General features: G+C 69.0%; 29 protein-coding genes. 19 read left to right on the forward strand and 10 right to left on the reverse strand.

Annotation, left to right across the window (positions count from 1 at the left end; genetic code table 11):
- Positions 1-8 precede the first annotated feature (8 nt).
- The 8 genes from hisH to Q0579_RS00860 all read left to right on the forward strand — a co-directional run bounded on the left by hisH (position 9) and on the right by Q0579_RS00860 (position 5,032).
- Entirely contained in the window at positions 9-620 is a 612-nt protein-coding gene (hisH, locus tag Q0579_RS00825) for an imidazole glycerol phosphate synthase subunit HisH (protein ID WP_298808083.1), read from the forward strand.
- Positions 617-1,351 (forward strand): 1-(5-phosphoribosyl)-5-[(5-phosphoribosylamino)methylideneamino]imidazole-4-carboxamide isomerase, encoded by a 735-nt coding sequence (gene hisA, locus Q0579_RS00830; RefSeq protein ID WP_298808085.1) that lies wholly within the window; start codon positions 617-619, stop codon positions 1,349-1,351. Before hisH ends, hisA begins: the two co-directional genes overlap by 4 nt.
- A complete protein-coding gene (locus Q0579_RS00835) occupies positions 1,348-1,572 on the forward strand; it encodes a hypothetical protein (RefSeq protein WP_298808087.1) in 225 nt (74 codons plus the stop codon). The genes hisA and Q0579_RS00835 overlap by 4 nt, the downstream gene beginning before the upstream one ends.
- Positions 1,569-2,330: an imidazole glycerol phosphate synthase subunit HisF gene (gene hisF / locus Q0579_RS00840; protein ID WP_298808089.1), complete on the forward strand. Its 762-nt coding sequence runs from the start codon at positions 1,569-1,571 to the stop codon at positions 2,328-2,330. Before Q0579_RS00835 ends, hisF begins: the two co-directional genes overlap by 4 nt.
- Before the next feature lie 69 nt (positions 2,331-2,399).
- Positions 2,400-2,609, forward strand: coding sequence for a hypothetical protein (locus Q0579_RS00845; protein ID WP_298808091.1), 210 nt, complete (start codon positions 2,400-2,402; stop codon positions 2,607-2,609).
- A gap of 32 nt (positions 2,610-2,641) precedes the next feature.
- Positions 2,642-2,989 (forward strand): phosphoribosyl-ATP diphosphatase, encoded by a 348-nt coding sequence (locus Q0579_RS00850; protein WP_174193117.1) that lies wholly within the window; start codon positions 2,642-2,644, stop codon positions 2,987-2,989.
- A 16-nt stretch (positions 2,990-3,005) separates the two neighbouring features.
- Positions 3,006-3,398, forward strand: coding sequence for an HIT domain-containing protein (locus Q0579_RS00855; RefSeq protein WP_298808095.1), 393 nt, complete (start codon positions 3,006-3,008; stop codon positions 3,396-3,398).
- An 80-nt stretch (positions 3,399-3,478) separates the two neighbouring features.
- Complete coding sequence (locus tag Q0579_RS00860) at positions 3,479-5,032, forward strand: amino acid permease (protein ID WP_298808097.1); 1,554 nt, start codon at positions 3,479-3,481, stop codon at positions 5,030-5,032.
- A gap of 81 nt (positions 5,033-5,113) precedes the next feature.
- On the opposite strand, the gene mscL is transcribed toward Q0579_RS00860, so the two are convergent.
- Positions 5,114-5,578, reverse strand: coding sequence for a large conductance mechanosensitive channel protein MscL (gene mscL, locus Q0579_RS00865; RefSeq protein ID WP_298808100.1), 465 nt, complete (start codon positions 5,576-5,578; stop codon positions 5,114-5,116).
- A 115-nt stretch (positions 5,579-5,693) separates the two neighbouring features.
- On the opposite strand from mscL, the gene Q0579_RS00870 reads away from it, so the two are divergent.
- The 4 genes from Q0579_RS00870 to Q0579_RS00885 are packed head-to-tail and all read left to right on the forward strand — an operon-like array spanning position 5,694 to position 8,422.
- Positions 5,694-6,281: a LemA family protein gene (locus Q0579_RS00870; RefSeq protein ID WP_298808102.1), complete on the forward strand. Its 588-nt coding sequence runs from the start codon at positions 5,694-5,696 to the stop codon at positions 6,279-6,281.
- Between the two features lie 43 nt (positions 6,282-6,324).
- Entirely contained in the window at positions 6,325-7,206 is an 882-nt protein-coding gene (locus Q0579_RS00875; RefSeq protein ID WP_298808104.1) for a TPM domain-containing protein, read from the forward strand.
- The gene (locus tag Q0579_RS00880; protein ID WP_298808106.1) at positions 7,206-7,880 is read left to right on the forward strand and encodes a hypothetical protein; all 675 of its coding nucleotides are present in this window, start codon (positions 7,206-7,208) and stop codon (positions 7,878-7,880) included. The genes Q0579_RS00875 and Q0579_RS00880 overlap by 1 nt, the downstream gene beginning before the upstream one ends.
- Positions 7,877-8,422 carry an NUDIX hydrolase gene (locus tag Q0579_RS00885; RefSeq protein ID WP_298808109.1) on the forward strand — a complete coding sequence of 182 codons (546 nt, stop codon included), beginning with the start codon at positions 7,877-7,879 and terminating at the stop codon, positions 8,420-8,422. The genes Q0579_RS00880 and Q0579_RS00885 overlap by 4 nt, the downstream gene beginning before the upstream one ends.
- A gap of 15 nt (positions 8,423-8,437) precedes the next feature.
- Here Q0579_RS00885 and Q0579_RS00890 read toward each other — a convergent pair whose 3' ends face one another.
- From Q0579_RS00890 to Q0579_RS00900, 3 genes are read right to left on the reverse strand one after another with little or no spacing between them, the layout of a single operon-like run.
- Complete coding sequence (locus Q0579_RS00890; RefSeq protein ID WP_298808111.1) at positions 8,438-8,719, reverse strand: ETC complex I subunit; 282 nt, start codon at positions 8,717-8,719, stop codon at positions 8,438-8,440.
- A gap of 42 nt (positions 8,720-8,761) precedes the next feature.
- Positions 8,762-11,188 (reverse strand): ATP-dependent helicase HrpB, encoded by a 2,427-nt coding sequence (gene hrpB / locus Q0579_RS00895; protein WP_298808114.1) that lies wholly within the window; start codon positions 11,186-11,188, stop codon positions 8,762-8,764.
- Positions 11,189-11,201: 13 nt separating this feature from the next.
- Positions 11,202-12,197: an adenosine kinase gene (locus Q0579_RS00900; RefSeq protein ID WP_298808117.1), complete on the reverse strand. Its 996-nt coding sequence runs from the start codon at positions 12,195-12,197 to the stop codon at positions 11,202-11,204.
- Positions 12,198-12,411: 214 nt separating this feature from the next.
- Here Q0579_RS00900 and Q0579_RS00905 point away from each other — a divergent pair, with 214 nt between their 5' ends.
- The 7 genes from Q0579_RS00905 (at position 12,412) to Q0579_RS00935 (ending at position 18,454) form a co-directional block, all read left to right on the forward strand.
- Positions 12,412-13,080, forward strand: coding sequence for an EI24 domain-containing protein (locus tag Q0579_RS00905; protein WP_298808118.1), 669 nt, complete (start codon positions 12,412-12,414; stop codon positions 13,078-13,080).
- Positions 13,077-13,430: a hypothetical protein gene (locus Q0579_RS00910; RefSeq protein WP_298808120.1), complete on the forward strand. Its 354-nt coding sequence runs from the start codon at positions 13,077-13,079 to the stop codon at positions 13,428-13,430. Before Q0579_RS00905 ends, Q0579_RS00910 begins: the two co-directional genes overlap by 4 nt.
- Before the next feature lie 57 nt (positions 13,431-13,487).
- Positions 13,488-14,405 carry an ATP-binding cassette domain-containing protein gene (locus Q0579_RS00915; RefSeq protein ID WP_298808121.1) on the forward strand — a complete coding sequence of 306 codons (918 nt, stop codon included), beginning with the start codon at positions 13,488-13,490 and terminating at the stop codon, positions 14,403-14,405.
- The gene (locus Q0579_RS00920; RefSeq protein WP_298808124.1) at positions 14,402-15,613 is read left to right on the forward strand and encodes an ABC transporter permease; all 1,212 of its coding nucleotides are present in this window, start codon (positions 14,402-14,404) and stop codon (positions 15,611-15,613) included. Before Q0579_RS00915 ends, Q0579_RS00920 begins: the two co-directional genes overlap by 4 nt.
- A gap of 62 nt (positions 15,614-15,675) precedes the next feature.
- On the forward strand, positions 15,676-16,914 hold the full coding sequence (locus Q0579_RS00925) for a cytochrome P450 (RefSeq protein WP_298808127.1): 1,239 nt from the start codon (positions 15,676-15,678) through the stop codon (positions 16,912-16,914).
- Positions 16,915-16,972: 58 nt separating this feature from the next.
- Positions 16,973-18,073: a DUF3667 domain-containing protein gene (locus Q0579_RS00930; protein WP_298808130.1), complete on the forward strand. Its 1,101-nt coding sequence runs from the start codon at positions 16,973-16,975 to the stop codon at positions 18,071-18,073.
- 66 nt (positions 18,074-18,139) lie between these two features.
- On the forward strand, positions 18,140-18,454 hold the full coding sequence (locus Q0579_RS00935) for a hypothetical protein (RefSeq protein WP_298808131.1): 315 nt from the start codon (positions 18,140-18,142) through the stop codon (positions 18,452-18,454).
- A gap of 100 nt (positions 18,455-18,554) precedes the next feature.
- On the opposite strand, the gene ftsH is transcribed toward Q0579_RS00935, so the two are convergent.
- The 6 genes from ftsH to Q0579_RS00965 form a co-directional block, all read right to left on the reverse strand.
- Positions 18,555-20,534 (reverse strand): ATP-dependent zinc metalloprotease FtsH, encoded by a 1,980-nt coding sequence (ftsH, locus tag Q0579_RS00940; protein ID WP_298808133.1) that lies wholly within the window; start codon positions 20,532-20,534, stop codon positions 18,555-18,557.
- Positions 20,535-20,598: 64 nt separating this feature from the next.
- Positions 20,599-21,627: a tRNA lysidine(34) synthetase TilS gene (gene tilS / locus Q0579_RS00945; RefSeq protein WP_298808135.1), complete on the reverse strand. Its 1,029-nt coding sequence runs from the start codon at positions 21,625-21,627 to the stop codon at positions 20,599-20,601.
- The gene (locus Q0579_RS00950; RefSeq protein ID WP_298808138.1) at positions 21,590-22,537 is read right to left on the reverse strand and encodes a tetratricopeptide repeat protein; all 948 of its coding nucleotides are present in this window, start codon (positions 22,535-22,537) and stop codon (positions 21,590-21,592) included. The genes tilS and Q0579_RS00950 overlap by 38 nt, the downstream gene beginning before the upstream one ends.
- Positions 22,538-22,608: 71 nt before the next feature.
- Complete coding sequence (locus Q0579_RS00955) at positions 22,609-23,595, reverse strand: helix-turn-helix domain-containing protein (protein WP_298808142.1); 987 nt, start codon at positions 23,593-23,595, stop codon at positions 22,609-22,611.
- Between the two features lie 101 nt (positions 23,596-23,696).
- A complete protein-coding gene (ptsP, locus tag Q0579_RS00960) occupies positions 23,697-25,967 on the reverse strand; it encodes a phosphoenolpyruvate--protein phosphotransferase (RefSeq protein ID WP_298808144.1) in 2,271 nt (756 codons plus the stop codon).
- A gap of 66 nt (positions 25,968-26,033) precedes the next feature.
- Positions 26,034-26,360 carry a hypothetical protein gene (locus Q0579_RS00965; protein ID WP_298808147.1) on the reverse strand — a complete coding sequence of 109 codons (327 nt, stop codon included), beginning with the start codon at positions 26,358-26,360 and terminating at the stop codon, positions 26,034-26,036.
- Positions 26,361-26,433: the final 73 nt, after the last annotated feature.

Here is a 26,433-nt window from a genome sequence, read left to right on the forward strand (position 1 = left end):
CGTCGCGCATGACGCTCGCGCTGATCGACTATGGCGCGGGCAATCTCCATTCGGTCGAGAACGCGCTGCGCGCGGCGGGCTGCACCGACCTCCTCGTCACCGCCGACGCCGATACGGTCGCGTGCGCCGACCGGATCGTCCTGCCCGGCGTCGGCGCGTTCGGGTCGTGCGCGCATGCGCTGCGCGGCGTCCCCGGCATGGTCGAGGCGCTGGAGCAGCGCGTCCGCCGCGAGGGCACGCCGTTTCTCGGCATCTGCGTCGGCATGCAGTTGATGGCGGAAGCGGGCGAGGAGCTCGGCACCCACACCGGGCTCGGCTGGGTGCGCGGGCGCGTGCAACTGATCGACGCCGCCGGCACCGATGCCAAGGTGCCGCACATGGGGTGGAACGACGTCGTGCCGACCCGCCCCCACCCGCTGGTCGAGCCCGGCGAGGCGTATTTCCTCCACAGCTTTGCCTTCCAGGGCGAGGACGCCGACGTCGTCGCCACCACCGACCATGCCGGCCCGGTCACCGCCGCGGTCGCGCGCGACAACATGGTCGGCGTGCAATTCCATCCCGAGAAAAGCCAGCGCTACGGCCTGGCGCTGCTCGACCGTTTCCTGAAGTGGCGCCCATGAGCTTGATCGTCTTTCCCGCCATTGACCTCAAGGCCGGGCAGGTCGTCCGCCTGGCCGAGGGCGACATGGCGCGCGCCACCGTCTACGGCGACGATCCCGCCGCGCAGGCCGCCAAGTTCGCGGACGCGGGCGCTGGCCACCTCCACGTCGTCGACCTCGATGGCGCCTTCGCCGGTGAAAGCGTCAACGGCGACGCGGTGCGCAGCATCGCCGCGACCTTCCCCGGCCACGTCCAGCTGGGCGGCGGCATCCGCACGCCCGAGGCGGTCGCGGCGTGGTTCGACTTGGGCGTCTCACGCGTCGTGATCGGCACTGCCGCGCTGGAGAACCCCGAGTTCGTGCGCGACATGGCGCGCGACTATCCCGGCGGCATCGTCGTCGCGGTCGATGCGAAGGACGGCATGGTGGCGACGAAGGGCTGGGCCGACGTCTCGACCGTGTCGGCCACCGACCTCGCGCGTCGGTTCGAGGACGCGGGCGTCGCCGCGGTCCTGTTCACCGATGTGGGTCGCGACGGCATGCTCAAGGGCTGCAACGTCGAGGCCACGGTCGACCTAGCCCGCGCGGTCGACATTCCCGTCATCGCGTCCGGCGGCGTGAAAGGCATCGGCGACATCCACGTCCTTGCACTCCACGCGCGCGACGGCGTCGAAGGCGTCATCACCGGCCGCGCGCTCTACGACGGCCGCCTCGACCTCGCCGCCGCGTTAAGCGTGGCGGCGTCCGCGTGAGTGATCGGGTTTTTGCTTTCATCGGGCTGATTGTCCTGACGCCTCTGTCCGGCTTTCTTGCTTTTGATGGTGTGCGTACCGGAACCGTCTGGGCGCAGTTCGGACCGAACCCGCGCCGAGACGAGCAGCCCATCAGGTTCTGGACCAGTGTGGGTATCTTGGCGATGATGTCTGCGAGCGCGCTTGTGGTCAGCTTAACGATGCTGAGCCGAACCGCATGACCGTCCGCGCGCGCGTCGTCCCCTGTCTCGACGTGGCGAACGGTCGCGTCGTGAAGGGCGTCAACTTCGTCGATCTGGTCGACGCGGGCGATCCGGTCGAGCAGGCGCGCGCCTATGACGCCGCCGGCGCGGACGAGCTGTGCTTCCTTGACATCACCGCCAGCCACGAGGCGCGTGGCACCATCCTCGATGTGGTGCGCCGCACCGCCGCGGTGTGCTTCATGCCGCTGACCGTGGGTGGCGGGGTGCGCACCGCCGACGACGCGCGCGCGCTGCTTCTCGCCGGCGCGGACAAGGTCGCGGTCAATTCCGCCGCGGTGTCGCGACCCGAGGTCGTCTCTGACATCGCCGAGCGTTTCGGCGCGCAATGCTGCGTCGCCAGCATTGACGCGCGCCGCGTCGAGGGCGGCTGGGAGGTATTCACCCATGGCGGCCGCCGCGCGACCGGGATCGACGCGGTGGCGCATGCGCTCAGGCTCGCCGAGCTCGGCGCGGGCGAGCTGCTCGTCACCTCGATGGACCGCGATGGTACCCGCGGCGGCTACGACCTCGACCTCGTCCGCGCGATCGCCGACCGCACGAGCGTGCCGGTGGTCGCGTCGGGCGGGGTCGGGACGCTCGACGATCTGGTCGCGGGGGTGACGCAGGGCCACGCCTCGGCCGTGCTCGCCGCCTCGATCTTCCACTTCGGCGAAGCGACGATCGCCGACGCGCACGCCGCCCTCGCCGCCGCGGGCGTCGCAGTACGATCGCACTGACACGGGGCTGCCCTGAAACCCGCCCAGCACCAACCTTCTGGTGACGAACGCGTGCTAAGAGCGGCAGCGATGACCAAGCGCCCCCTCGCCTACCTGCTGCTCGCTGCCCCGCTGCTGCTCGCGACGAACGGGCACGACGGGCAACCGCACCCGCGCACCGCACCCGAGCTGTCCGACGTCGCCTTGTTCGTCTTCGCGGTCGTCGCAGTGTGGCTGACCCGGCGGGCGCTGCGCAAGCGCGGCATGGCGCGAAGGGCTCGATCGGCGCGGAAGGATTGACCCCGCGCCCGGCACGGGGCACCGCGCGCGGCATGGCCGACGACATCCTCGATCGCCTCCAGGCGACGATCGCTGAGCGAAAGAGCGCCGACGCGGGCGCTTCCTATACCGCGTCCCTGTTCCAGAAAGGCCGCGCGCGCATCGCGCAGAAGCTGGGCGAGGAAGCGACGGAGACGATCATCGCCGCGATGGGCGACAACCCGCACGCGATCGTACCCGAGGCCGCCGACCTCCTCTACCACCTGCTCGTGCTGCTCGCCGACGCGGGGCTCAGCCTTGGCGACGTCCGGATGGAACTCGCCAAGCGCGAGGGGCTCGGCGGGCTCGACGAAAAGGCCGCGCGCACGCCCGCCGGGCTGCCGCTGTCGTTCCGCCCCTGACCAAAAGGAGCCAGCCATGAGCGTCGACGCCAACCAGCCTTATGACGACAACAACATCTTCGCGCGGCTGCTGCGCGGCGAGATCCCGTCGTCGCGCGTGTACGAGGATGAGCACGCGATTGTCTTCCGCGACATCGCACCCTGGGCGCCGACCCATCTGCTCGCGGTGCCGCGTGGCGCTTACGTCAGTTGGGACGATTTCAGCGAGCGCGCGTCGGACGCGGAGATCGCCGGCTTCACCCGCGCGATCGGCCGCGCGGCGCGCGACGCCGGGCTGGTCGCAGGCGGCTACCGCTTGATCGCCAACATCGGACAGGATGCCCATGCCGAGGTGCCTCACCTGCACGTCCACATTCTCGCTGGTCGGTCGCTCGGACCGATGCTGGTCGAGAACGACAGCCGGCGCTAGAACAGCGCACACTTGTCACCGCGGGAGAGGTCGCTAGGCTCCCCGCTTTCGCATTCCCGCGGGGAGGGGATATTTCTTTCATGTTCTTCGAACGCATTAAACCCTTGGACGCCATTCTGGCGACCGCGGAGGAGAAATCGCTCCACCGCTCGCTCGGCTGGTTCCAGCTGATGCTGTTCGGCATCGGGTGCGTCATCGGTGGCGGCATCTTCGTGCTGACGGCAGTGGGCGCGCAGAAGGCCGGACCCGGTCTGATGCTCGCCTTCGCGATCGCGGGCGCGATCTGTATCGTCGCGGCGTTGTGCTATGCCGAGATCGCGGCGATGATCCCGGTCGCGGGCAGCGCCTACACATACAGCTATACGACGATCGGCGAGACGGTTGCCTGGACGGTCGGCTGGGCGCTGATCCTCGAATACGCGGTCGCGGCGAGCGCGGTGGCGGTCAGCTGGTCGGGCTATTTTAACGGCACGATCCTGCAGCAATTCCTCGGCATTCATCTGCCCGCCTGGGCAAGCGCGGGACCGCTCGCACTCGGCGGCGCGCCGGGTGGCCTCGTCAACCTGCCCGCGGTGTTCATCTCGCTGCTGATGACGTGGCTGCTGATGGTCGGCACGTCGGAGAGCGCGAAGGTCAACGCGATCCTGGTCGCCATCAAGGTCGTGGCGCTGCTGATCTTCTGCACGCTGACGCTGCCGAAGATCGATACCGCCAATTACAGCCCCTTCCTGCCCGCGGGCGTGTTCGGTGGGCTCGGCACCGGCGTCGGGGCGGTCGGCGCGGCGGCGACGATCTTCTTCGCCTATGTCGGCTTCGACGCGGTCTCGACCGCAGCGGAGGAGACCAAGAACCCGCAGCGCAACGTGCCGATCGGGCTGATCGGATCGCTGCTGATCTGCACCGTCTTCTATATCGTCGTGTCGGCGGGCGCGATCGGTGCGATCGGCGGCCAGCCGGTGATGAACGCGCTGACCGGCATGCCGCTCGAAGCCGGCTCGCCCGAGCTCGCGCGCCAGTGCGCGCTGCCGCAATATCGCGACGCGCTCGTCTGCTCGAACGAGGCGCTGGCGCACGTGCTGCGCGTGATCGGCTTCGGCAAGATCGGCAACCTGCTCGGCATCGCGGCGAACATCGCTTTGCCTTCGGTCATCCTGATCCTGCTGTTCGGCCAGACGCGCATCTTCTTCGTGATGAGCCGCGACGGATTGCTGCCCGAGGCGCTGAGCCGCGTTCACCCGAAGTGGAAGACGCCGCACATCGTGACGGCGCTGACGGGCATCGCGGTCGCGATCGCCGCCGCGTTCCTGCCGGTGGGGCAGCTCGCCGACTGGGCCAATGCGGGTACGCTCTATGCATTCATGATGGTCGCGATCAACGTCATGCTGCTGCGACGCCAGCAACCGAACGCGAAGCGCTCGTTCCGCACGCCTGCCTTGTGGCTGGTCGGGCCGCTAACGATCGCGGGGTGCATTTTCCTGTTCATCAACCTGCCGTGGCAGGCGATGCTGGTGTTCTTCGTCTGGGGCGCGATCGGCTTGGTCGTCTATTACGCCTACAGCCGCAAGACGAGCCACCTGGGTCGCGGCGTGGTCGTCAACCCCGACCTGGACGGTGACCTGACCGGCGTCCACTGATCGGTTCGTCCGCGAGGGCGGAAAGTGAAAGGGCCGGGGGAGCGATCCCCCGGCCCTTTTCATGTCGGGCGAGCGGCGCTGTTACGCGGTTGGCGGCGCCCCACGCGATTTCAGCGCATCGCGAATCTCACGCAGCAGCACGATCTCTGCCGGATCGGCGGCGGGTTCGGCCTGTCCGCTGGCCTTTTCATGTTCCAACCGCGCGATCAGCCGGTTCACGCTGCGCATCATCAGGAACACGATGAACGCCAGGATGATGAAGTTGATCACGACCGTGACGAACTCGCCGTACCCGAACAGCGGCACCCCTGCGGCCTTCAACTGCGCGTAGCTGTCGAGCGACCCCTTGTAGGTCGCCGGCACGGGGCCGAGCCGCACGAAATAGCTCGAAAAGTCGAACCCGCCGAAGATGGCGCCCACCACCGGCATAATGATGTCGTCGGTCAGCGACTTGGTGATCGTCGCGAACGCACCACCGATGATGACGCCGACCGCGAGGTCGAGCACGTTGCCGCGCGCGATGAAGGTACGGAAATCCTTGAGCATGGCACTGTCACTCCCTTTGCTGACAGATACGTCGCAGCCGCCATCGTTCCCCTCTTCGCGTCGGCGATCAAGTGTCCTATATGCGTGACACAGACTGTGTGGAGACCGTTCGACGATGACCAACCGTGCCGTTGCCGCTGCGCTGATGGCGCTTCCGCTCGCCGCGTGCGGGCTCAACAGCGTGCCCACCGCGGAGGAAACCGCCAAGGCGCGCTGGGCCGACGTGCAGAACGAGTATCAGCGCCGTGCCGACCTGATCCCCAACCTGGTCGCAACTGTGAAGGGCTATGCCAAGCAGGAATCGGACGTGCTGACCCGCGTGACCGAAGCGCGCGCCAACGCAGGCCGCATCCAGTTGTCGGGTGACGATCTGAAAGACCCCGCCAAGGTGCAGCAATATGCCAACGCGCAGAACGGTTTGAGCGCCGCCTTGACGCAACTACGCCCGTTGCAGGAGGCCTATCCCGATCTCAAGAGCAACGCCAACTTCATGGCGCTGCAGTCGCAGCTTGAGGGGACGGAGAACCGCATCACGATCGCTCGGCGCGACTACAACGGCGCGGTGCAGGATTACAACACGCGCATCCGCACCTTCCCCGACGCGGTCGGCGCCAAGATCTTCTATGGCGCGAAGCCGATGGTGCCGTTCCAGGCGACGACGCCGAATGCGCAGACCGCACCGACGGTGAACTTCGGGGCCTGAGTTGATTGCCCCCGCGCCGAGCCCGGTGACACAGCCTCGCTTGATGCCCCGTCAGGTGACGCGGTTGGTGCGCACGATCCTCGCGCTGCTGCTGGTCGCGTTCGCGCTGCCGGTCGCGGCGCAGACGTTCCCCAAGCTGACCGGGCGCGTCGTCGACGACGCGCACCTGCTCTCGCCCGAGCAGGTGCAGCAGCTGACGCAGTTGAGCGCCTCGGTCGAACAGGCGTCGACGCGGCAGCTGGTGATCGCGACGATCCCCGACCTGCAGGGCTATTCGATCGAGGATTACGGCTATCGGCTCGGTCGCGCCTGGGGGTTGGGGCAGAAGGACGCAAATAACGGCGTCCTCCTGCTGGTCGCGCCGAACGCGCGCAAGGTCAGGATCGAGGTCGGCTACGGGCTCGAGCCGATCGTAACCGACGCGTTATCGAGCGTGATCATCAACCAGACGATCCTGCCACGTTTCCGCGACGGCGACATGGCGGGTGGCATCGTCGCGGGCGCGAACGCGATCGCCGAGCAGTTGAAGCTGCCGCTGGAAGCCGCGGAGCAGCGCGCCAAGGCCGCTGGTGCCAAGCGCGCCAACGCGGGCGGCGAACAGCGCGGCGGGTTGATCGCGGGCTTCTGGATCATGGTGGTGCTGTTCTTCATCGTGCCACTGATCTTCCGGCGCGCGGGCGGGCGGCGTTTCCGCGACGACGATGACGACGACGACCGCGGCAGCGGTGGCGGGGGCGGTGGCGGTGGTCGGCGCCGTCGCGGCCTTGCACCGCCGGTGGTGATCTGGGGACCGGGCTTCGGCAGTGGCGGCGGCTGGGGTGGCGGCAGCAGCGGCGGCGGCTTCGGTGGCTTTGGCGGCGGTGGCGGCGGGTTCTCGGGCGGCGGCGGGTCGTTCGGCGGCGGCGGCGCGAGCGGGAGCTGGTGATGGTGATGGTGCAGGCAACCCTCTCCCCGGCCGAGCACGCCGCGATCGCCGCGGCCGTCACCGCGGCGGAGACGACCACCGACGGCGAGATCGTGACGATCGTCGCGCGCCAGTCGGACGCGTACCACGACGTCGCGCTTCATTACGCGGTGGCGGCGATGCTGGCGGTGACTGCGCTTGGCGCCATCCGGCCCGGCTGGCTCACCCCGTTCGACAATGGCTGGGAACATGAGGCGAGCCTCGCCGAAACGCTGTTCGCGCTGCTGATCGCGCAGACGATCGCGTTTCTGGCCGTGCGCCTGCTGCTCGCGTGGCGCCCGCTGCTCCTCGCCCTCACACCCGCAGCGACCAAGGCGCGCCGCGTGCGTCGCCGCGCGCTCGACGCCTTCCGCGTCGGCACCGAGCGGCGCACCGCGGGGCACGAGGGCGTGCTGCTCTACCTCTCGCTCGACGAGCATCGCGCCGAGATCGTCGCCGACGCGGCCGTCCACGCGCAGGTCGCGCCCGAGCGCTGGGGTCAGGCGATGGCGACGCTGGTGGCGGCGATCCGCGAGGGCCGGACCGCCGATGGCCTGATCGGTGCCGTGGCGGCGATCGGCGCGGTGCTGACGCAGGTTCTGCCAAAAACCCTCGACAATCCCAACGAACTGCCTGACCGGGTGATCGAACTATGACCGTCGAGGATGCCGATGCGCCCGTCGAGGTGATGTGGGAAGGCCGCTTCATCCGCGCGGTGCGCCGAGGGCGGTGGGAATATGTCGGCCGCCGCGGCGGAATTGAGGCGGCGGTGATCTACGCCGAGACGTCCGCGGGCGAGGTGATCCTGGTCGAGCAATATCGCGTCCCGCTCGGCCGCCGCAGCCTCGAATTGCCCGCGGGGCTCGTCGGCGATGACCCGAAACACGCGGGGACTGACGGCGAAGGCGTGGCAAGCGCCGCCGCGCGCGAGCTGGAGGAGGAAACCGGCTACCGCGCCGGTCGCATCGAGGAAGTCGGCTTCTTCTACGCCTCGCCCGGCATGACCAGCGAAGGGTTTACGCTGGTGCGCGCGCACGATGTCGAAAAGGTCGGTGACGGCGGCGGCGACGCGCAGGAAAATATCGAGGTCATCCTCGTCCCCCGCGCCGACCTCCCCGCCTTTGTCGCCGCAAAGCGCGCCGCGGGCGTCGCGATCGACGTCAAGATGCTGCTGCTGCTCGCCGACGCGCTACTGTAGCGCCGCCTTGCGGCCTTACCGGAAGTTGTCGGCGTAGCTCTGTAGCTTGAGCTTCCTGGTCGGCGTCGGGATTACCGTGTAAGCGATGCCCTGTTCCTCGGCATAGGCGACCGCCGCGTCGCAGGTCGGGAAGCTCAACTTGATCTGGTCGCGTACGTCGCCGCTGCCGGCCCAGCCGGTCAGCGGATCGGCATGCTTGGGCTCAACCGGCTCGAACTCGAGCATCCAATGGTCGGTCGCGAAACGGCCCGACTGCATGGCGTTCTTCGGGCGCTGATAGATGCGGGCGGTGGGCATTGATCGTTCTCGGACTGGTCAGATGATCGTTGAACAGATGCTCTAGCGCGCGCCGGCGTTCCGCGCATCCGCCTTTTTGGTGCGCAGCGTGGGCGACGCGGCGGCAGGATCGTCGGGCCAGGGGTGTTTGGGATAGCGCCCACGCATCTCCTTCGCGACCGCCACCCACGATCCGCGCCAGAAACTTGGCAAATCGCGCGTCGTCTGGATTGGGCGACCCGCTGGCGAGGTGAGCGACAGGACGAGCGGCACGCGGGCCTCGCCGACGACCGGATGCTCGGCGAGTCCGAACAGCGACTGAACGCGCAAGGTCACGGTCGGTCCGGCTTCGGCCGCATAATCGATCGCGTGGGTGCTGCCCGCGGGCGTGGTGAAGTCGGCAGGCGCGAGCCGGTCGATCTGCCGCATCGCGTCCCAGCCGATCAGGGTGCGCAAGCCGTCGGCGAGCGCGCCGGGCGGGATCGCGTCGAGCCGGCGGCGACCAGCGACCAATGCGGGGAGCCACTCGTCGAGGCGTTCGATCAGCGTCGCATCGTCGAGCGCCACGCCGGCGAAGGCGGCGCGCTGGCGCAGCGCGGTCGCGCCCTCCCCCCATGGCAGCAGCGCGACGCCATGGGTGCGGACGCCCTCGACCAGTGCGTCCGCGATGACCTGCGGATCGGCACGCGTGTCCGGCCCCGACGACAGCCGGATCGCGCCGAGCCGCCGCTCGCGCATCGGCTGCACGCCGCCGGTTGCGGGGTCGAACGTGGCGGTGTGCGCCGTCTCGATCCGGTCGGCGAACAGCGTCTCGACCTCGGCGAACGTCAGCGGCGCGGCGGAGAGGATGCGCGCGCCCGCGGCCGACCCCTGCGTCTCCGCCACCGCGAGCCATTCGGCGCGTGCGAGCGAGGCGGTCGCATCGAGCCGGAACCCGCGCCCGCCGACCGAGGCCCAGCGCTCGCCGCTCGCGTCGCGGCGGCGCGAGACGCGGTCGGGAAAGCCGAGCGCGAGGGTCGCTCCGATGCTGGCCTCGCCCTGGCTACGCCCCGCTGACGACGCCCAGCGCGCGGCGAGTTTGCGCGCTCCGTCCGCCTTTGTCCCACGCTCGCCGCGCCAGCGCCGCAGCCGCACCTCCAGATCGGCGTCGGGGCCGCCGAGCCCGCGCTCCTGCAGCAGCACCGCGATGTCGGCGGCGAGGCGCTTGTCGGGCGCGGCGAGCAGCATGTGCGCGAGCCGCGGTGCCATCGGCATCGCCGCGATCTGCCGTCCGTGCGGCGTCGGTCGTCCGTCAGCATCAAGCGCGCCGAGCGCTTTTAGCCGCGCACGCGCCTCCTGGATCGCGGCCTCGGGTGGCGGGTCGATCCAGCGCAGGTCGCGCGGATCGGCGACGCCCCAGATCGCGGTGGCGAGCAGTAGCGCCGACAGATCGGCCTCCAGGATCTCGGGGGGGTCGAAGCGCGGCATCCCCGCGGTCGCCGCTTCTTCCCATAAGCGGTACGCGACCCCCGATCCCTGCCGCGCCGCGCGACCGGCGCGCTGTGTCGCCGCGGCCTGGCTCTCGCGTTCGGTGACGAGCCGCGTCATTCCCGCCGCACGGTCGTAGCGCGGGCGGCGCGCGAGCCCGGAGTCGACCACGACACGAATGCCGTCGAGCGTCAGGCTAGTCTCCGCGATCGAGGTCGCGAGCACCAGCTTGCGCGCGCCATCCGGCTCGGCGCGGATCGCGGCGCGCTGTGCCGCAGGGTCGAGGCTGCCATGCAGGCGGTGGAGCGTGACGCCGGGCAGATCGCCCAGAGCGGTCGCGGTCCGCTCGATCTCGGCGACACCAGGCAGGAAGGCAAGCACCCCGCCCTCCTCTTGCGCCAACGCCTGTCGGATCGCCCCGGCCATCGCCTGCTCGATCCGCACCTCGGTCGCGCGGCCGAGGTGGCGCAGCGTCAACGGATAGCTGCGCCCCGCGCTCTCAACGACGGGCGCGTCGTCCATCAGCGCGGCGAAGCGCGCGCCGTCGAGCGTCGCCGACATCGCGACGACGCGCAGGTCGGGGCGCAACCCGGCTTGCGCATCGAGCGCGAGCGCGAGGCCGAAATCGCCGTCGAGGCTGCGCTCGTGTATCTCGTCGAACAGGATCGCCGACACGCCCGAGAGTTCGGGATCGGCCTGCAACCGCGCGGTCAGGATGCCCTCGGTCACGACCGTCACCCGCGTCGCCGCCGACCGCTTGCTGTCGAGCCGCGTCGCGTAGCCGAAGGTGCGCCCGACCGGCTCGTCCGCCAGCACCGCCATCCGCTCGGCCGCGGCGCGCGCTGCCAGACGACGGGGGGAAGTGACCAGCACCTCGCCGGTGCACCATGGCTCCGCCAGCAGCGCGGGCGCGACCGCCGTTGTCTTGCCCGCTCCCGGTGGTGCCACCAGCACCGCCGACGACCGCGCGCGCAACGCGGCGAGCAGATCGGGCAGAACGGCGTGGATCGGCAGCGCCGTCACGAGACTTGTCCGGTCAGAGCGCCTGCCGCGCGAGTTCCTTCAGGTCGGCGATTGGGCGCGCGCCGAAATGGCTGATGACCTCGGCCGCGCATACCGCGCCGAGCGTCAGCGACTGTTCCAGCGTCTTGCCCCGCGCCTGACCGTGGAGGAACCCGGCGGCAAACAGGTCGCCCGCACCGGTGGTGTCGACCACCGCCTCGATCGGCTGCGCGGGCACCGTCACGCGCTCGGTCCCCGCCTGCGCCAGCGCGCCGCGCTCGCTCAGCGTCACGACCACCAGCGGCACCTTGCCCGACACGGCGGCGATCGCCGAATCCACGTCCGCCGCCTGCGTCAGAAACACGATCTCCGCCTCGTTGGCGAACAGCACATCGATCAGCCCCTGGTCGATCAGCTCCTGGAACGCGGCGCGGTGGCGATCGATCACGAACTCCGCCGACAGCGTGAAGGCGACCTTGCGCCCGGCCTTGCGCGCGATGTCAATCGCGGCGCGCATCGCGGCGCGCGGCTCCTCCGGGTCCCACAGATACCCTTCGAGATACAGATAGCGCGCGTCCTCGATCAGCTTGGCGTCGATCGACTCGGCGGGCAGGTAGTGCGACGCGCCGAGGAAGGTGTTCATCGTGCGCTGCCCGTCGGGCGTCACGAAGATCAGGCAGCGCCCGGTGGTCGGCTGACCCGCACGCGCCGACACATCGAAGCGGATTCCGGCGGCGTGGATGTCATGCGCGAACACCTCGCCCAGCTGATCGTCGGCGACCTGCCCGATGAAGGCGCATTCGCTGCCGAGTGCCGCCATTCCCGCAATCGTGTTCGCGGCCGAACCGCCTGACACTTCCTGCCCCGGCCCCATCTTGGCGTAGAGCGCGTCGGCTTCCTCGGGCGAGAACATCAGCGCCATCGCGCCCTTGGTCATGCCGTTCTCGGCGACGAAGCCGTCGGTCGCGGGCGAAAGGACGTCGACGATGGCATTGCCGATCGCGACCACGTCGTAACGGGGTTCGGTCAAGTAGATGCTCCAACAGGGCGCGGCAGGACGGATCGCCCGCGCAGATGGCGTTCGCGGTAGCCAAGCACTCCGCCTGTCGCAACCGTTGTGGGCCGTTCGCGCGCGACGACGGCGCGGATCGGTGCTCGATCACGCCCCTCCCCAACGCCGGTTGGCTACCGAGTGGTCGGCGGCGGGCGTTGACGCACGCACCCCGGCCCGCGATCCTCGTGTCATGATCCGCGCGCTGCTGCTCTCGCTCGCCCAACTCGGTGATCCCGCGATCCGGAGCGTGCTCGCCAAGTCGCTGGGCGTAACGCTCGCGATCTTCGCCGCGCTGGGTGCGCTGACGTGGTGGGGGCTCGACACCGCGCTGGCGGGCTGGCGCTATCACGGCGCACTGGCGGGCGTGGCGGCGAGCGCCCTGACGGTGCTCGCGCTGTGGCTGCTGTTCCGCGCGGTGGCAGTGCTGGTCGTGGGCGTGTTTGCCGACGACGTGGTCGCCGCGGTCGAGCGGCGGCATTATCCCGCCGCGCTGGCGAGCGCACGTGCGGTCCCGCTGCACCGGTCGGTGCGGATGGGGCTCGGCTCGGCGGCGCGCTTCCTGCTCGTTAATCTGGTCATGACGCCGATCTATCTCGCGCTCTTGGTGACCGGCGTCGGTACCGCGGCGGCGTTCTTCATCGTCAACTCGTGGCTGCTCGGGCGCGACCTGACCGACATGGTGGCGAGCCGGCATCTGCCGGGTGCGGCGATGCGCGACTGGCACACGGCGAACGTCGGCGGGCGCTTTCTGCTGGGGCTTGCGGGAACGGGGCTGTTCGTGGTTCCGGTGGTCAACCTGCTCGCCCCCGTGCTCGGCGCGGCGATGGCGACCCATCTGTTCCACAGGACGCGACCATGATCCGCCGCTTGCTCCCCCTGGCCCTAGCCCCGCTCGCCGCCTGCGGTCCGCAAGGACTAGCCCCGCCGCCCGCGCTCAGCAGCGCGCCGTCACAGGCGAACCTGCCCGTGATGGGACAGGATGCCGCGGGGCTCGTCCGCCTTTTCGGCAATCCGGATGCCGACGTACGCGAAGGCACCGCGCGAAAGCTCCAGTTCGAGAGCGCGATCTGCGTACTCGACGCCTATCTCTACCCTAAGGGCAGCGGTGAGCAGCGCGTCACCTGGGTCGACGCGCGCCAGCGCGACGGCAGCCCGATCGACCGCGCGAGCTGCATCGCTGCCCTGTCGCGCCGCGACGGCGGCAAGTAGCGCTTCCGGCCGAAGCGACGGCGCGCTACCACCGCACCGACACAAGGGGGCGCGTGCGTGGCAGGGGATTGGGCGGTCACCGCCGAAGGATTGGTTAAGCGCTTCGGCGAGCGCCGCGTGGTCGACGGCGTCGACCTGATCGTGCCCGCGGGCGCGATCTACGGCGTGCTCGGGCCCAATGGCGCGGGTAAGACGACGACGCTGCGCATGCTGCTCGGCATCATCGAGCCCGATAAGGGGCACCGCACGCTGCTCGGCCATGCGCAGCCGCAGGACGCGAGCGACCAGGTCGGCTACCTGCCCGAGGAGCGCGGGCTCTACCCCGCGATGAAGGCGCGCGAGGCGATCGCGTTTATGGGGGCGCTGCGCGGGCTCGACTGGCGCACCGGCCGGTCGCGCGCGGGCGAGATGCTGGAGGCCGCCGGGCTCGGCCACGCCGCCGACGAGAAGATCCGCAAATTGTCGAAAGGCATGGCGCAGCTCGTCCAGCTGCTCGGCTCGGTCGTCCATCAACCCAAGTTGATCGTGCTCGACGAACCCTTCTCCGGGCTCGATCCGGTCAACCAGGAACGGCTCGAACGGCTGATCGTCGCCGAGCGCGATCGCGGCGCGACGATCCTGTTTTCCACCCACATCATGGCCCACGCGCAGCGGCTGTGCGACCGGCTAGCGGTGATCGCGGGCGGCAAGCGGCGCTTCGAGGGCACGGTCGAGGAAGCGCGCGCACTCCTGCCGCAACAGGTCCACTATGTGCCGCATCATCCGGGCCCCGACATCGCCCGCGCGCTGCCCGCCGACGCGCGCGCCGACGGCGACGGCTGGCGCTTCACGTTGCCGGCGGATGGGATCGAGCAGACGCTCAAGCATCTGATCGACGCCGGGCACGGCATCTCGGGCCTGTCGATTGAGCGTCCCGGACTGCACGAGGCGTTCGTCCGCATCGTCGGGGCCGACGCGGCGGAGGCAGCACGATGAGCAGATTTCGACGCCAGCTGCGCCAGACGCTGACGATCGCGCGGCGCGACTTTATCGCCACCGTGTTCACCCCGATCTTCCTGCTGTTCCTGTTCGCGCCGCTGATCATGAGCTCGTTCGGCGCGATCGGCGGATTGGGCGCGGCCAATGCGGCGGACGGATCGTCCGACAAGCAGCGCATGGTGCTGGTGATGCCCGTCGCCGAGGCACGGCTGGTGCGCACCGCCGACGAGCAATTGCGCGCGACCTTCCCGCGCGACGCCGCCCCGCCGACGATCGTCGTGGTGTCGGACGCGGTCGAACCGCGCAGCCAGCTCGAACGCCGCGACTTCGACGTGTCGGCGGTGATGCAGGGACCGCTCGACCGTCCCGCGATCCTCTACGCCGCGAACAACCGCCGCGACGCGCGCTATCTGTCCGCGCTCGCCGATGTCGCGCTGCGCCGCCACGCGACCGGCGACGCGCGCATCTCCATGCCGACGATCGAGCAGGTGCGCGTGTCCTCGCCGTCGCTCGGCGGGCGCAAGACCGCCGCCTTCTTCGCGGTGTTCGGTATCTTCTTCCTGACCTTGTTCCTCTCGGGGCAGGTCGTCGGCACGATGGCGGAGGAGCGCAACAACAAGGTGATCGAGGTACTCGCCGCCGCCGTGCCACTCGAATCGGTGTTCCTGGGCAAGCTGCTCGGCATGTTCGGCGTCGCGGTGCTGTTCGTCGGCTTCTGGGGCACTGTGATCAGCCAGATCGGGCAGTTCCTCCCTGCCGACCTCGGCGCGCAGGCGGCGCAGCTCGTCCCCGCGGTCGGGCTCGGCTGGTTCGTGCTCCTGTTCGCGGCTTATTTCACCACCGCCTATCTGCTGCTCGGCGCAGTGTTCTTGGGCGTCGGTGCGCAGGCCTCGACGATGCGCGAGATCCAGATGCTGTCGCTGCCGATCACCGTCATCCAGGTCGGCATGTTCGCACTTTCCAGCGCCGCGGCGTCGCACCCGGGCAGCTGGATCGCGACCGCGGCCGAGCTGTTCCCGCTCTCCTCACCCTTCGCGATGGCGGGGCACGCGGCGAACCGGCCCGAGTTGTGGCCGCACGTTGCGGCGCTGGCGTGGCAGTTGCTGTGGGTGTCGATCTTCATCATGGTCGGCGCGCGGCTGTTCCGGCGCGGAGTGCTGCAATCGGCGAGCAGCAAACCTGCGTGGCGGCGGCTGTTCGGATAACGAAACGCTATTGACAGCCATGTCAGTTAGGTTTTCTCTCGCAACCAAATAGGAGAGACCCGATGGCCACGCTGTTGAGAGAGGCTGCACCCGCGATCGACCCGTTCGACGTGAGCAGGCCCGAGCTGTACCGCGACGACACTTGGGGTGAGCCGTTCCGCCGGCTTCGCGCCGAGGCACCGGTGCACAAGGTCGAGCATTCCGAATTCGGCCCCTATTGGTCGGTGTCGACCTACAAGCCGATCGTCGAGGTCGAGTCGCTGCCCGACCTGTATTCGTCCGAGGTCGGCGGGTTCACGATCGCGCCGTTCCTGAACGACGGCAGCGAGGTGCGCATGCCGATGTTCATCGGCCGCGACCGCCCGATCCACACCGGGCAGCGCCGCACGGTCGCCCCCGCCTTCACGCCGAGCGAGATGGTGCGGATGACGGGCGACATTCGCCGCCGTACCGCCGAGATCCTTGATGCGCTTCCCTACGGCGAGCAGTTCGACTGGGTCGACCGGGTCTCGATCGAGCTGACGACGCAGATGCTCGCGATCCTCTTCGACTTTCCGTGGGCGGACCGGCGCAAGCTGACCGAATGGTCCGACTGGGCCGGCGACATCGAGATCATCAAGAACGAGGCCCTGCGCGAGCAGCGGCTCGGCAAAATCTATGAAATGGGCGCCTATTTCCAAGGGCTGTGGAACGCCAAGGTCAATGCCGAGCCGACGCCCGACCTGATCAGCATGATGATCCATTCCGATGCGATGGGGCAGATGGATGCCAATGAATTCATGGGCAACCTCATCCTGCTGATCGTCGGCGGCAACGACACCACGCGCAACACGATGAGCGGCCTTGTCTACGCGCTCGACAAATTCCCCGACGAGCGTGCCAAGCTGGAGGCGGATACCGGCCTGATCGGCAACGCGACCAGCGAGATCATCCGCTGGCAGACCCCGCTCGCGCACATGGGCCGTACCGCGACCGCCGATACCGAACTCGCCGGACAGCGGATCGCCGCGGGCGACAAGGTGGTGATGTGGTACATCTCCGCCAACCGCGACGAGAGCGTGTTCGGCGACAATGCCGACGCCTTCCAGGTCGATCGCGCCAATGCGCGCCGGCACCTCGCCTTTGGACACGGCATCCATCGCTGCGTCGGCGCGCGGCTGGCCGAGTTGCAGGTGTCGATCCTGCTGGAAGAAATGGCAGCACGGCGGATGCGCGTGAACGTCGTGGGTGAGCCCGCGCGCGTCGCCGCCTGTTTCGTCCACGGCTATCGCTCGCTGCCGGTCGAACTGTCGCGCTATTGAGGGCTTGAGCCGGCGTCCGTTGCGGCTACCATCGCTGTCGAAAGCGGGGGCTTTGCACATGGATCTGGAAGAAGCGGCGGCGGATGTGATGACCGGGGCTGCGTTCGCGCACGCGGTCGAACCGCGCGGGGGCACGTACGCACTGGCCGGCCATCACGGCGGTGAGCACGAGCACGGTCTGTGCCTCAACTGCGGCACCGCGCTCATCGACGCGCACTGCCATCGTTGCGGGCAGGCGGGCCACGTCCACCGTACCGCGGGCGCATTCTTCCACGACGTGCTCCACGGCGTGTTCCACTTCGAGGGCAAGGCATGGCGCACGCTGCCGATGCTGGTGCGTCATCCGGGCGCGCTGACGCGGCGCTACGTGGCGGGCGAGCGGGCGCGCTTCGTGTCGCCGATCGCGCTGTTCCTGTTTTCGGTCTTCCTGCTGTTCGCGGTGCTGGCGCAATTGCCGATGTTCCACTTCAGCGACAATGCGCTGCTGAAACCGGGCGCGGGGTTGAGCGAGGTACAGGCAAAGGTCGCGTCGGAGCAGCAGGCGACCAGTGCGGCACTCGCGGACCTGTGTGCCACCCTCGCTGAGCAACAACGCGCCGCCACTCCCGACGCCGCCGCGATCCGCCGGGTCGCGCGCCGCATCGCGGAGGAACAGCAGAAACTCGACGGCCTCCGCACCGCTGAGCGCGTCCTGCCGCAACCCAGGACGCAGGCGCACGATCCCGAGGACTGGATCGGCGCCATGGTGGAACACGCCAAGGAGAATCCCCAGCTGCTGCTCTACAAGCTGAAAAGCAGCGGCTACAAATACAGTTGGGCGCTGATCCCGCTTTCGCTGCCCTTTCTGTGGCTCCTGTTCCCGTTCAGCCGCCGCTTCGGCTTCTACGACCATGCGGTGTTCGCGACCTATTCGCTGACGTTCATGTCGCTGCTGACGATCGCGGCGGCCTTGCTCATCACCGCCGGCGCACCGTCGCTGCTCGTCGTCGTCGGCGCGCTCGTCGGGGCGGTGGTGCACATCTACAAGCAGTTGAAGGGCGCCTATTCGCTCAGCCGCGGCGGGGCGCTGGTGCGAACATTGGTGCTCACCACCTTCATCTGCTGGGCGATCGTGCCGCTATTTCTGACAGGCCTGCTCTACCTGGGACTCGCCGACTGATCTCGCGCAACCTGTGGCGGGTCACTGCGTTACCGAACGCACCATTCACCCAGGGAGAATAGTACCATGCGTAAGTTCCTGCTTACTCTGGCGGCAGCCGGGCTCGCGATCCCGACGGCTGCGGTCGTCGCGCCGACCCACAAGGCCGAGGCGCGTGAATATCGTGGCAAGTCGTACAAGCACCGCCGCAATCGTCGCGGCGAGCGCCGCTGCCGGTATTCGAGCGGAACGACCGGTCTCGTCGCGGGCGGCGTCGGTGGCGCGGTGCTCGGCAATGCGGTCGGCGGCGGTCTGCTCGGCACGGTTGCGGGCGGCGCTGCGGGTGCGCTCGGCGGTCGCGCGATCGATCGCAGCATTACCGCGGACAAACGTTGCCGCTGACGTGACATGACCGCCGCGCTGCGCGGGCGGTGAAATCAAAAGAGCCGCGGAAAGGTCTGTCCTTTCCGCGACTCTTCGTTTTTCTAACCGATGTGAACGATCAGGCGCCCGCGGGTGACGGATTGCCGAACGGGCCACTCGGCCGCTTCGTCTTCGGGATCGACGTACCCGCACTCGGCACGATGGTAGTCCTCGGCCCCTGATCGACACGGCCGATGTCATCGCCCGCGATCAGCCGCTTGATCTCCTCGCCATTCAGCGTCTCATACTCGAGCAGCGCACCTGCAAGCGCGTGGAGCTGGTCGATGTGATCGCTCAGCACCTGCTTGGCGCGCGACAGGCCGCCCTCGACGATGCCCTTGATCTCGTCGTCGATCAGCTGCGCGGTCGCGTTCGACATCCGCACCGGCTGCGACGAGGAGTAACCAAGGAAGCTCTCGCCCTCCGGCTGCGCATATTCGACAGGGCCAACCTTGTCCGACATGCCCCATTTGGTGACCATGTCGCGCGCCAGACCCGTGGCGTACTGGATGTCGCCCGAGGCGCCCGACGAAACCTTGTCGTAACCGAAGATGATTTCCTCGGCGACGCGGCCGCCCATCGCCACCGCCAGGTTCGCGTACATCTTGTCACGGTGATAGCTGTAGCTGTCGCGCTCGGGCAAGCGCATCACCATGCCGAGTGCACGACCGCGCGGGATGATCGTCGCCTTGTGGATCGGGTCGGACGCGGGCTCGTGCATCGCGACCACGGCATGGCCGGCCTCGTGATAGGCGGTCATCCGCTTCTCGTCGTCGGTCATCACCATGGAACGGCGCTCGGCGCCCATCATGACCTTGTCCTTGGCCTCCTCGAACTCGGCCGACGCGACCAGCCGCTTGCCCTTGCGCGCCGCCATCAGCGCCGCCTCGTTGACGAGGTTGGCGAGATCCGCGCCCGAGAAGCCCGGCGTACCGCGCGCGATGACGCGTGCGTCGACGTCGGGCGCCAGCGGCACCTTCTTCATGTGCACTTCGAGAATCTTGACGCGCCCGTCGATATCGGGACGCGGCACCACCACCTGCCGGTCGAACCGGCCCGGACGCAGCAGCGCGGGGTCGAGCACGTCGGGACGGTTGGTCGCCGCGACGATGATGATGCCTTCGTTGGCCTCGAACCCGTCCATCTCGACCAGCAACTGGTTGAGCGTCTGCTCGCGCTCGTCGTTGCCGTTGCCCAGCCCTGCGCCGCGGTGGCGACCCACCGCGTCGATCTCGTCGATGAAGACGATGCACGGCGCCGACTTCTTCGCCTGCTCGAACATGTCGCGCACGCGGCTGGCACCAACGCCGACGAACATCTCGACAAAGTCCGAGCCCGAGATGGTGAAGAACGGCACGCCCGCCTCGCCCGCGATCGCGCGCGCGAGCAAAGTCTTGCCGGTGCCGGGCGAGCCGACCAGCAGCGCGCCCTTCGGGATCTTGCCGCCCAACCGCGCGAACTTGGTCGGGTCCTTCAGGAACTCGACGATCTCGGTCAACTCGGCGCGTGCCTCGTCGATGCCGGCGACGTCGTCGAACGTCACCTTGCCGTGCTTCTCGGTCAGCATCTTGGCGCGGCTCTTGCCGAAGCCCATCGCGCCGCCGGCACCACCGCCCTTCTGCATCTGGCGCAGCACGAAAAAGGCGATGCCCAGGAACAGCAGGAACGGCAGCGACTGGTAGAGCAGCACCATCCAGATCGACGGACCTTCCTCGGGCTTGCCCGCAACCTCGACGCCCGCCTTGCGCAGACGCTCGATCAGCCCCGAATCCTGCACCGGATAGGTGCGGAACTTGTCCCCCGACGAGAACGTGCCGGTGATCATGTCACGCGACACGTTGACGGTCTTGACCGTGCCTTCGTCGACCTTGTCGAGGAAGGTCGAGTACGCAACCGTGTTGCCCTGCGCGCCGCCGGTGCGACCGTCGAACATGGTCACGACCACCGCGAGTGCCAGCAGAATGCCTACCCAGATCAGCAGGCTCTTCATCCACGGGTTCGGACCGCCGGCGTTGCCGCCGCCCTCACCGTTACCAGACTGCTTCTCGTTGTCGTTCATTCGGGAGCCTTTCGTCCGCGAATATGTAGGCGCACCTGGGTTAATGGCAATGGAACAAGACCACTCACGCTGATCGACGCGGCCGCGCCCTGGCGAAGTGCCAGACCGGTTCGTCGCGGGCATCGCGCCCTGCCCGGCACAGCACGTCGCCGAGCGTGATCGTGGCGCCGCGCACGAGCGCGTCCACCGCGGCCGCTACAGCCGATCCGCGCGGATCGCTCGCGGGGTCCACCGCGGCGACGCAGCGCGCGACCAGGCGGCGCTGCAGATCGAACGGCAGTCCGGCCGGCGACAGCGTCACCGCGGCGTCCTCGACGCGGCATCGCTCGTGCCACAAGCACGTCGCCGTCCAGTCGAGCGCTTCCTCCGCATCGGCGAGCGCGCGCGCGCTGCGCGACCAACCTTCCGCCTCGATCCAGGCCGCGTCGCCGATCGCGCTGCGCAGCCGCGCGCGGTCGAAACGGGCGTCGCGGTTGCTCGGGTCATCCACGGGAACGATGCCGCAGGTGGCAACGACCGCGGCAAGCTCGGCGCGTCGCCACGCCAGCAGCGGACGAACAATGCCGTCGCTCCGCGCGCGCACGCCAGCCATGCCTGCCAGCCCTGCGCCGCGGTTGAGCCGCATGACCAGCGTTTCGACCTGATCATCGGCGTGGTGCGCGGTGGCGATCGCCGCGGCGCCGATCCCCTCGGCATGCGTGCGAAGCAACGCGTAGCGCAAGGCGCGTGCCCGTGCCGACACGTTGCGGGTGCGCCCGTCGCGCTCGGGCAGCCTGCCGGTCAGCACCGCGTGCGGCACGCCGAGCGTCGAACAAAGCCGCGCGACCCACGCCGCCTCGCCCGCCGCCTCGGGGCGAAGGCCGTGGTCGACCGTCGCCGCGACACAACGTGCGCCCAGCACCTGACGCGCCAGCAGCAGCAGCGCCACACTGTCGGGTCCACCTGAAACGGCAATCAGCAGTGGGCACTCCGACGCCGGCGACGCGCGCGCGAGATCGTCGGCGAAGCGTACGACCGCCGCCTGGTCGGGCGCGCGCGGCGGCTTCAGCGCGCGATTACTTGCACTTGGCGGCGATGCGTGCCTTGGCCACATCGGCCTTCATGCCGGCGGAAATCTTGTCGCCGTACACGTCGGTCAGCTCGCCGTAGACCTTGCACGCATCCGCGGGCTTGTTGAGCTTGGTCAGCGCCTGCCCGAGATAATAAAGGCTGTCGGGCGCCCGCTCGCCTTCGGGAAACTTCTTGTAATTCTCATAAAAGGCGATCGAGGCGAGGCTGGGCTTGCCCTCGTCCAAATAGCTGCGACCGAGCAGGTTCTGCGCGTAGCTGGCGCGACGATGCTTGGGATAGGTCGCGACGACCTGCTTCAACTGCGCCTCGGCTTCGGGATATTTCTTGGCGGTGTAGAGCCGATAGCCGTAGGTGTAGGCGTCCTCGGCGGCATCGCCGGTGCTCGGCTTCTCGACACCGGTGACCGCTGCCGCGCGCACCGGCTCGCTCGTGTCGCCGCGCGCATCCGCGGCCCTGCCCGGCGTCGTGTCGCCCGCGGCGCGTACCGCGCCGCGCGTCGGGGGAGCACTCGCCACCTCGCCCGCGTCCGCCTGGGCAGTCGGCGCGGCCGACAGTCGCGCGTCGGTCGCCTTCTTGTAAGCGGTGAACTGATCCTCGAGCTGGCGCAGGCGATATTGCGTCTGCTCGATCTGCCCGGTTATTGTCGCGATCTGCTGCTCGAGTGCAGTGACCCGGTTGGTCAGATCGGCGACCGGGCTGGTTGCGGGCACGCCGTTCGGCACGGCAGTCGTCGCCTCGGGTGAGATCTGCGGCTCGACCATCGCGCCCGCACCGCCGGGGAACACCTTGCGCTGCACCGCGCGCATCTCGCTCTCGAGCTTGCCGACGCGTCCCTCGACATTCGACTGCGCCGCGGCGGGCGCCCCCGCGACCACGAGCGCCGCTGCCGCCGCCGTCAGCGCGCCACCCGTTCCCAACCGATACCTGCTCATGCGTCGCCCCCGACCCTCGATCATCATGCGTCGTAACTCGTTGATCGCACCTGTCTACACGCTGAAGCGCGTCATTGTGCCGCGGGCGTGGGCGCGGGTGCCGGCGTCGATGATGCCGCAGCGGCGCGGTTGGCACGCGCCGCCTCGTCGGCGCTGCTGGTGGGCGACGCGAACGCGCGGGGCAGCGCCCGCCGCGGCGCGCGCGTCTCGCGGGTCGGGGCCGCAGCGGCGGGCGCAGCCGCAGCACCCGGCGTCGGTTCTGCCAGCGGTGCAGCGCCGCTCACCCGCGCGGCGAGTGCGCTCGCGCTGATGCGGATGTCCTTGAGCGGACGACTCCCGTCGCCCAGCGGCGTGATCGCACGATCGCCCAGCGTGATACGCAGCTTGTCGGGACGGCCGACGTTGATCATCGGATCATTGGCGTTCGCGGGCACCTCGAACCGCTCACCCGGCTTCATGGTGCCCAGGTACAGCGTCTTGTTGTCGGCATCGTAGACGCGCAGCCAGACCTCGTCCGCGGCCGTCAGCACGACCGGGCCGGTCGTCGCGGCGGGTGTCGGCACGACCGCGGGGGCGGGCACGGCTGCGGTCACCTGCGCATTGCCGGCGGGCTCGGACGCGCTGTCGCCCGTGCTGTGGAACGCGCCGGTCGTGAACCACAAAAGCGCCAGGATCAGCACCGCCAGCGCAAGGCCGAGCGCTACGATCACCACGCTGCGCGACGGCCCGCGCGCCGGGTCGGCGATTTCTTGCACGTGATGTTGCGGGCGCTGCACCGCGCCCGGCGCATTCATCTCTTCCCGGATGTCGCGACCGATCACCACCTGATCAAGCCCGACCACGCGCGCATACGCCTTGGCAAAGCCGACCGCGTAGGTCGACGAGGGCAGATCCTCCAGCCGGCCGTTCTCGATCGCTTCCAGGAAACGCTGCGTCACGCGCGTGCGCGTCGCGACCTCGGGCAGCGACAGCCCCTGTGCCTCGCGCGCGGCGCGGAGCCGCTGGCCGACCATCGCCGGTTTCGCGCTCGCCATCTCGCCCGTCTCGCCGTCGCTCATCTTGTTCTCCAGCGCAGCCCTGCCCCGTTGCTGCGACCGATTACGCGTCTTTCAAACGGACAAGTGAGTGTCAACCGGACGGTCGCCCGCCCGGCGCAGGATCACGCCAATTCGACGCCCTCAGCGCTCGCCCATTCGCCGAGGGCAGCGCGCATGTCGCGCGGCGGCCGCGCCAGCAACTCGGCCATGTGCGCGCGCAACGCGGCATGATCGAGCGAACGGATCATCGCCTTGACCGGGCCGACCGCTGCCGGGGTGATCGACAACCGGTCGATCCCCACACCGATCAGCGCCGCGGCCTCCAGCGGGCGCCCGCCCATCTCGCCGCACACCCCGACCGGCACCCCCGCCGCGCGCGCCTGATCGGCGACGAGCTTGACGAAGCGCAGGATCGAGGTCGACAGCCAGTCGTAACGCTCCGCCAGCTTGGGATTGGCGCGGTCCGCGGCGAACAGGAATTGCGTCAGGTCGTTGGTGCCGATCGACAGGAACTGCACGCGTGGCAGCAGCAGGTCGAGCTGGTACGCCAGGCTCGGTACCTCCAGCATCGCGCCGTAGCGGATCTCGATCGGCAGCCGCCGCCCGCGCGAGGCGATCCAGTCGCGCTGCGCCTCGAACAACGCCTTGGCCTCGTCGAACTCCCAGGCTTCGCTGACCATCGGGAACATGACATTGAGCGTCCGCCCCGCCGCCGCTTCCAGCAGCGCGCGCGCCTGCGCCTTCATCAATCCGTCGCGCTCCAAGGCGAGGCGCAGCGCGCGCCAACCCATCGCCGGGTTCTCCTCGTCCGGTGCATCGGAGACGAGATACGGCAGCGCCTTGTCGCCGCCGATGTCGACGGTGCGAAACACGACCGGGCGGTCGCCCGCCGCGTCCAGCACCTCGCGGTAGAGCCGCTGCTGGCGCTCGCGCTGCGGCAGGGTTGCCGAGACGAGGAACTGGAATTCGGTGCGGAACAGCCCGATCCCGTCCGCGCCCGTCACGTCGAGCGCGGCGACGTCGTCGCGCAGCCCGGCGTTCACCATCACGGTCACGCGGTGCCCGTCGCGCGTCTCTGGCGCCAGATCGCGCAGCGCGGCATAGGCCGCCTTGCGCTTCTGCCGCAGCACCAGCTTGGCGTCGAACGCTTCCTCCATCGGCAGCGTCGGGCGCACCAGCACCGAGCCTTCGGTCACGTCGAGCAGCAGCAGGTCGCCCTCTGCGATTGTGCGGCGCACGTCGCGCACACGGCCCAGCACCGGCACCCCCATCGCGCGCGCGACGATGGTGACGTGCGCGGTCAGCGACCCTTCCTCCAGGATCACGCCCTTCAAGCGCCGACGATCATATTCGAGCAGCTCGGCCGGCCCCAGGTTGCGCGCGATCAGGATCGTGTCCTGCCTGAGCCCCAGTTGCGCCGCTGTCCCCATCTGCCCCGACACGATCCGCAGCAGCCGGTTGGACAGGTCCTCCAGGTCGTGCATCCGGTCCTGCAGCAGCGGATCGTCGATCTGGCGCATCCGCTGCCTTGTGCGCTGCTGCACGCGCTCGATCGCGGCCTCGGCGGTCAGGCCTGAATCGATCGCCTCGTTGATCCGCCTGGCCCAACCCTCGTCATAGGCGAACATCTTGTAGGTGGCGATCACCTCCTGATGCTCGTCGCCGACGCCGAACTCGGCCTCGCGCGCGATGCGGTCGATCTGCTCGCGCATCTTGTCGAACGCGGCATAGACGCGGTGGCGCTCGGCCTCGGTGTCTTCGGCGACCGTATGCTCGATCGTGACGCGCGGCTGGTGGAACACCGCGCATCCCGCCGCCATGCCGTCGACCAGTTTCTGGCCCGAAATGCGGACGGTGGCGGTCGACTGCACGCGGTCCTTGGGCCCACCCTGATCGATCAGACCGGCATTGGCGATCAGCTCGGACAGCACCATCGCCACGGTCTGCAACGCCTCGATCTCGATATCGGCGTAGCGGCGCGGATCGGCGTGCTGAACCGCCAGCACCCCCACCGAGCGCTCACGCCGGACGATCGGGACGCCCGCGAAGCTGTGGTAGCGATCCTCGCCCGTCTCCGGCTTGTAGGCGAAATCGGGATGGCTCGCCGCCTCGTCGAGGTTCAGGATCTCGTTCTGCTCGGCGATCGTGCCGACCAGCCCCTCGCCCATCGCCAGCTTGGTGACGTGCACCGCCTCTGGTGCGAGGCCGCGGGTCGCGAACAGCTCCAGTACGCCTTCGCGCAGCAGGTAGATCGAACAGACTTCGCTATCCAGCGCCTCGCCGATGATCTCCACCACCTGGTTCAGCTTGGCCTGCGCCGGACTGCGCGCCGCCATAACGTCGTGCAGGCGGGTCAGGATTTCACGAGCGGAGGCGGCGGCGGAGACGGGCATGGCGCGGAGGCTAACAGACGCGGGTGTCGGGTGCCACGCAACATATCGTTGGCGGCACCCAAGCGCTCACGCGGCGTGCTTGGCGTCGTGATCGGGCTTCGGCTTGTGTGCGCCCTTGGGGCCTTTGCCCTTGTGGCTGGACTTGGGCGACTTCTTCCCCTTGGGCTTATCGCGCTCCTCCAGCATGTACACGCCCGCGGCCAGCGCGAGCGCGGCGGCACCGATCCCGATCGCCGCGCCGATGGCAAGCGAACGGTTTCCGTCGTGCTTGTCGGGGGTTCTGGCGACCGGGCGATCGGTCGGCGCAGAGGTCGCGTGGGGATGGGGCGGCTCGTGGATCGGGTAAGGCGATTGATTGTCCTTGGGCACGGGCGGCGTGTGCGAGTGCGACATGCGGGGCTCCTCGAATGGTAGAAGCGCTCAACGCAGCGGCGTGATGTCGGCTCCCTTAGCCATTCACACACTT

This window comes from uncultured Sphingomonas sp., from assembly GCF_936927845.1.
Taxonomy (GTDB): Bacteria; Pseudomonadota; Alphaproteobacteria; order Sphingomonadales; family Sphingomonadaceae; genus Sphingomonas.

Excerpts from the sequence above, each read along its gene's own strand:
- Q0579_RS00935 (WP_298808131.1), top strand. The coding sequence starts at position 18,140 with ATGCGTAAGTTCCTGCTTACTCTGGCGGCAGCCGGGCTCGCGATCCCG.
- Q0579_RS00875 (WP_298808104.1), top strand. The coding sequence starts at position 6,325 with ATGCCCCGTCAGGTGACGCGGTTGGTGCGCACGATCCTCGCGCTGCTG.
- Q0579_RS00930 (WP_298808130.1), top strand. The coding sequence starts at position 16,973 with ATGGATCTGGAAGAAGCGGCGGCGGATGTGATGACCGGGGCTGCGTTC.
- Q0579_RS00965 (WP_298808147.1), bottom strand. The coding sequence starts at position 26,360 with ATGTCGCACTCGCACACGCCGCCCGTGCCCAAGGACAATCAATCGCCT.
- Q0579_RS00950 (WP_298808138.1), bottom strand. The coding sequence starts at position 22,537 with ATGAGCAGGTATCGGTTGGGAACGGGTGGCGCGCTGACGGCGGCGGCA.
- Q0579_RS00925 (WP_298808127.1), top strand. The coding sequence starts at position 15,676 with ATGGCCACGCTGTTGAGAGAGGCTGCACCCGCGATCGACCCGTTCGAC.
- Q0579_RS00955 (WP_298808142.1), bottom strand. The coding sequence starts at position 23,595 with ATGAGCGACGGCGAGACGGGCGAGATGGCGAGCGCGAAACCGGCGATG.
- Q0579_RS00920 (WP_298808124.1), top strand. The coding sequence starts at position 14,402 with ATGAGCAGATTTCGACGCCAGCTGCGCCAGACGCTGACGATCGCGCGG.
- Q0579_RS00905 (WP_298808118.1), top strand. The coding sequence starts at position 12,412 with ATGATCCGCGCGCTGCTGCTCTCGCTCGCCCAACTCGGTGATCCCGCG.
- hisA (WP_298808085.1), top strand. The coding sequence starts at position 617 with ATGAGCTTGATCGTCTTTCCCGCCATTGACCTCAAGGCCGGGCAGGTC.
- Q0579_RS00870 (WP_298808102.1), top strand. The coding sequence starts at position 5,694 with ATGACCAACCGTGCCGTTGCCGCTGCGCTGATGGCGCTTCCGCTCGCC.
- Q0579_RS00845 (WP_298808091.1), top strand. The coding sequence starts at position 2,400 with ATGACCAAGCGCCCCCTCGCCTACCTGCTGCTCGCTGCCCCGCTGCTG.
- Q0579_RS00855 (WP_298808095.1), top strand. The coding sequence starts at position 3,006 with ATGAGCGTCGACGCCAACCAGCCTTATGACGACAACAACATCTTCGCG.
- Q0579_RS00880 (WP_298808106.1), top strand. The coding sequence starts at position 7,206 with ATGGTGATGGTGCAGGCAACCCTCTCCCCGGCCGAGCACGCCGCGATC.
- tilS (WP_298808135.1), bottom strand. The coding sequence starts at position 21,627 with ATGTGGCCAAGGCACGCATCGCCGCCAAGTGCAAGTAATCGCGCGCTG.
- hisF (WP_298808089.1), top strand. The coding sequence starts at position 1,569 with ATGACCGTCCGCGCGCGCGTCGTCCCCTGTCTCGACGTGGCGAACGGT.
- ftsH (WP_298808133.1), bottom strand. The coding sequence starts at position 20,534 with ATGAACGACAACGAGAAGCAGTCTGGTAACGGTGAGGGCGGCGGCAAC.
- Q0579_RS00885 (WP_298808109.1), top strand. The coding sequence starts at position 7,877 with ATGACCGTCGAGGATGCCGATGCGCCCGTCGAGGTGATGTGGGAAGGC.
- Q0579_RS00890 (WP_298808111.1), bottom strand. The coding sequence starts at position 8,719 with ATGCCCACCGCCCGCATCTATCAGCGCCCGAAGAACGCCATGCAGTCG.
- hisH (WP_298808083.1), top strand. The coding sequence starts at position 9 with ATGACGCTCGCGCTGATCGACTATGGCGCGGGCAATCTCCATTCGGTC.
- Q0579_RS00860 (WP_298808097.1), top strand. The coding sequence starts at position 3,479 with ATGTTCTTCGAACGCATTAAACCCTTGGACGCCATTCTGGCGACCGCG.
- mscL (WP_298808100.1), bottom strand. The coding sequence starts at position 5,578 with ATGCTCAAGGATTTCCGTACCTTCATCGCGCGCGGCAACGTGCTCGAC.
- ptsP (WP_298808144.1), bottom strand. The coding sequence starts at position 25,967 with ATGCCCGTCTCCGCCGCCGCCTCCGCTCGTGAAATCCTGACCCGCCTG.
- Q0579_RS00850 (WP_174193117.1), top strand. The coding sequence starts at position 2,642 with ATGGCCGACGACATCCTCGATCGCCTCCAGGCGACGATCGCTGAGCGA.
- Q0579_RS00910 (WP_298808120.1), top strand. The coding sequence starts at position 13,077 with ATGATCCGCCGCTTGCTCCCCCTGGCCCTAGCCCCGCTCGCCGCCTGC.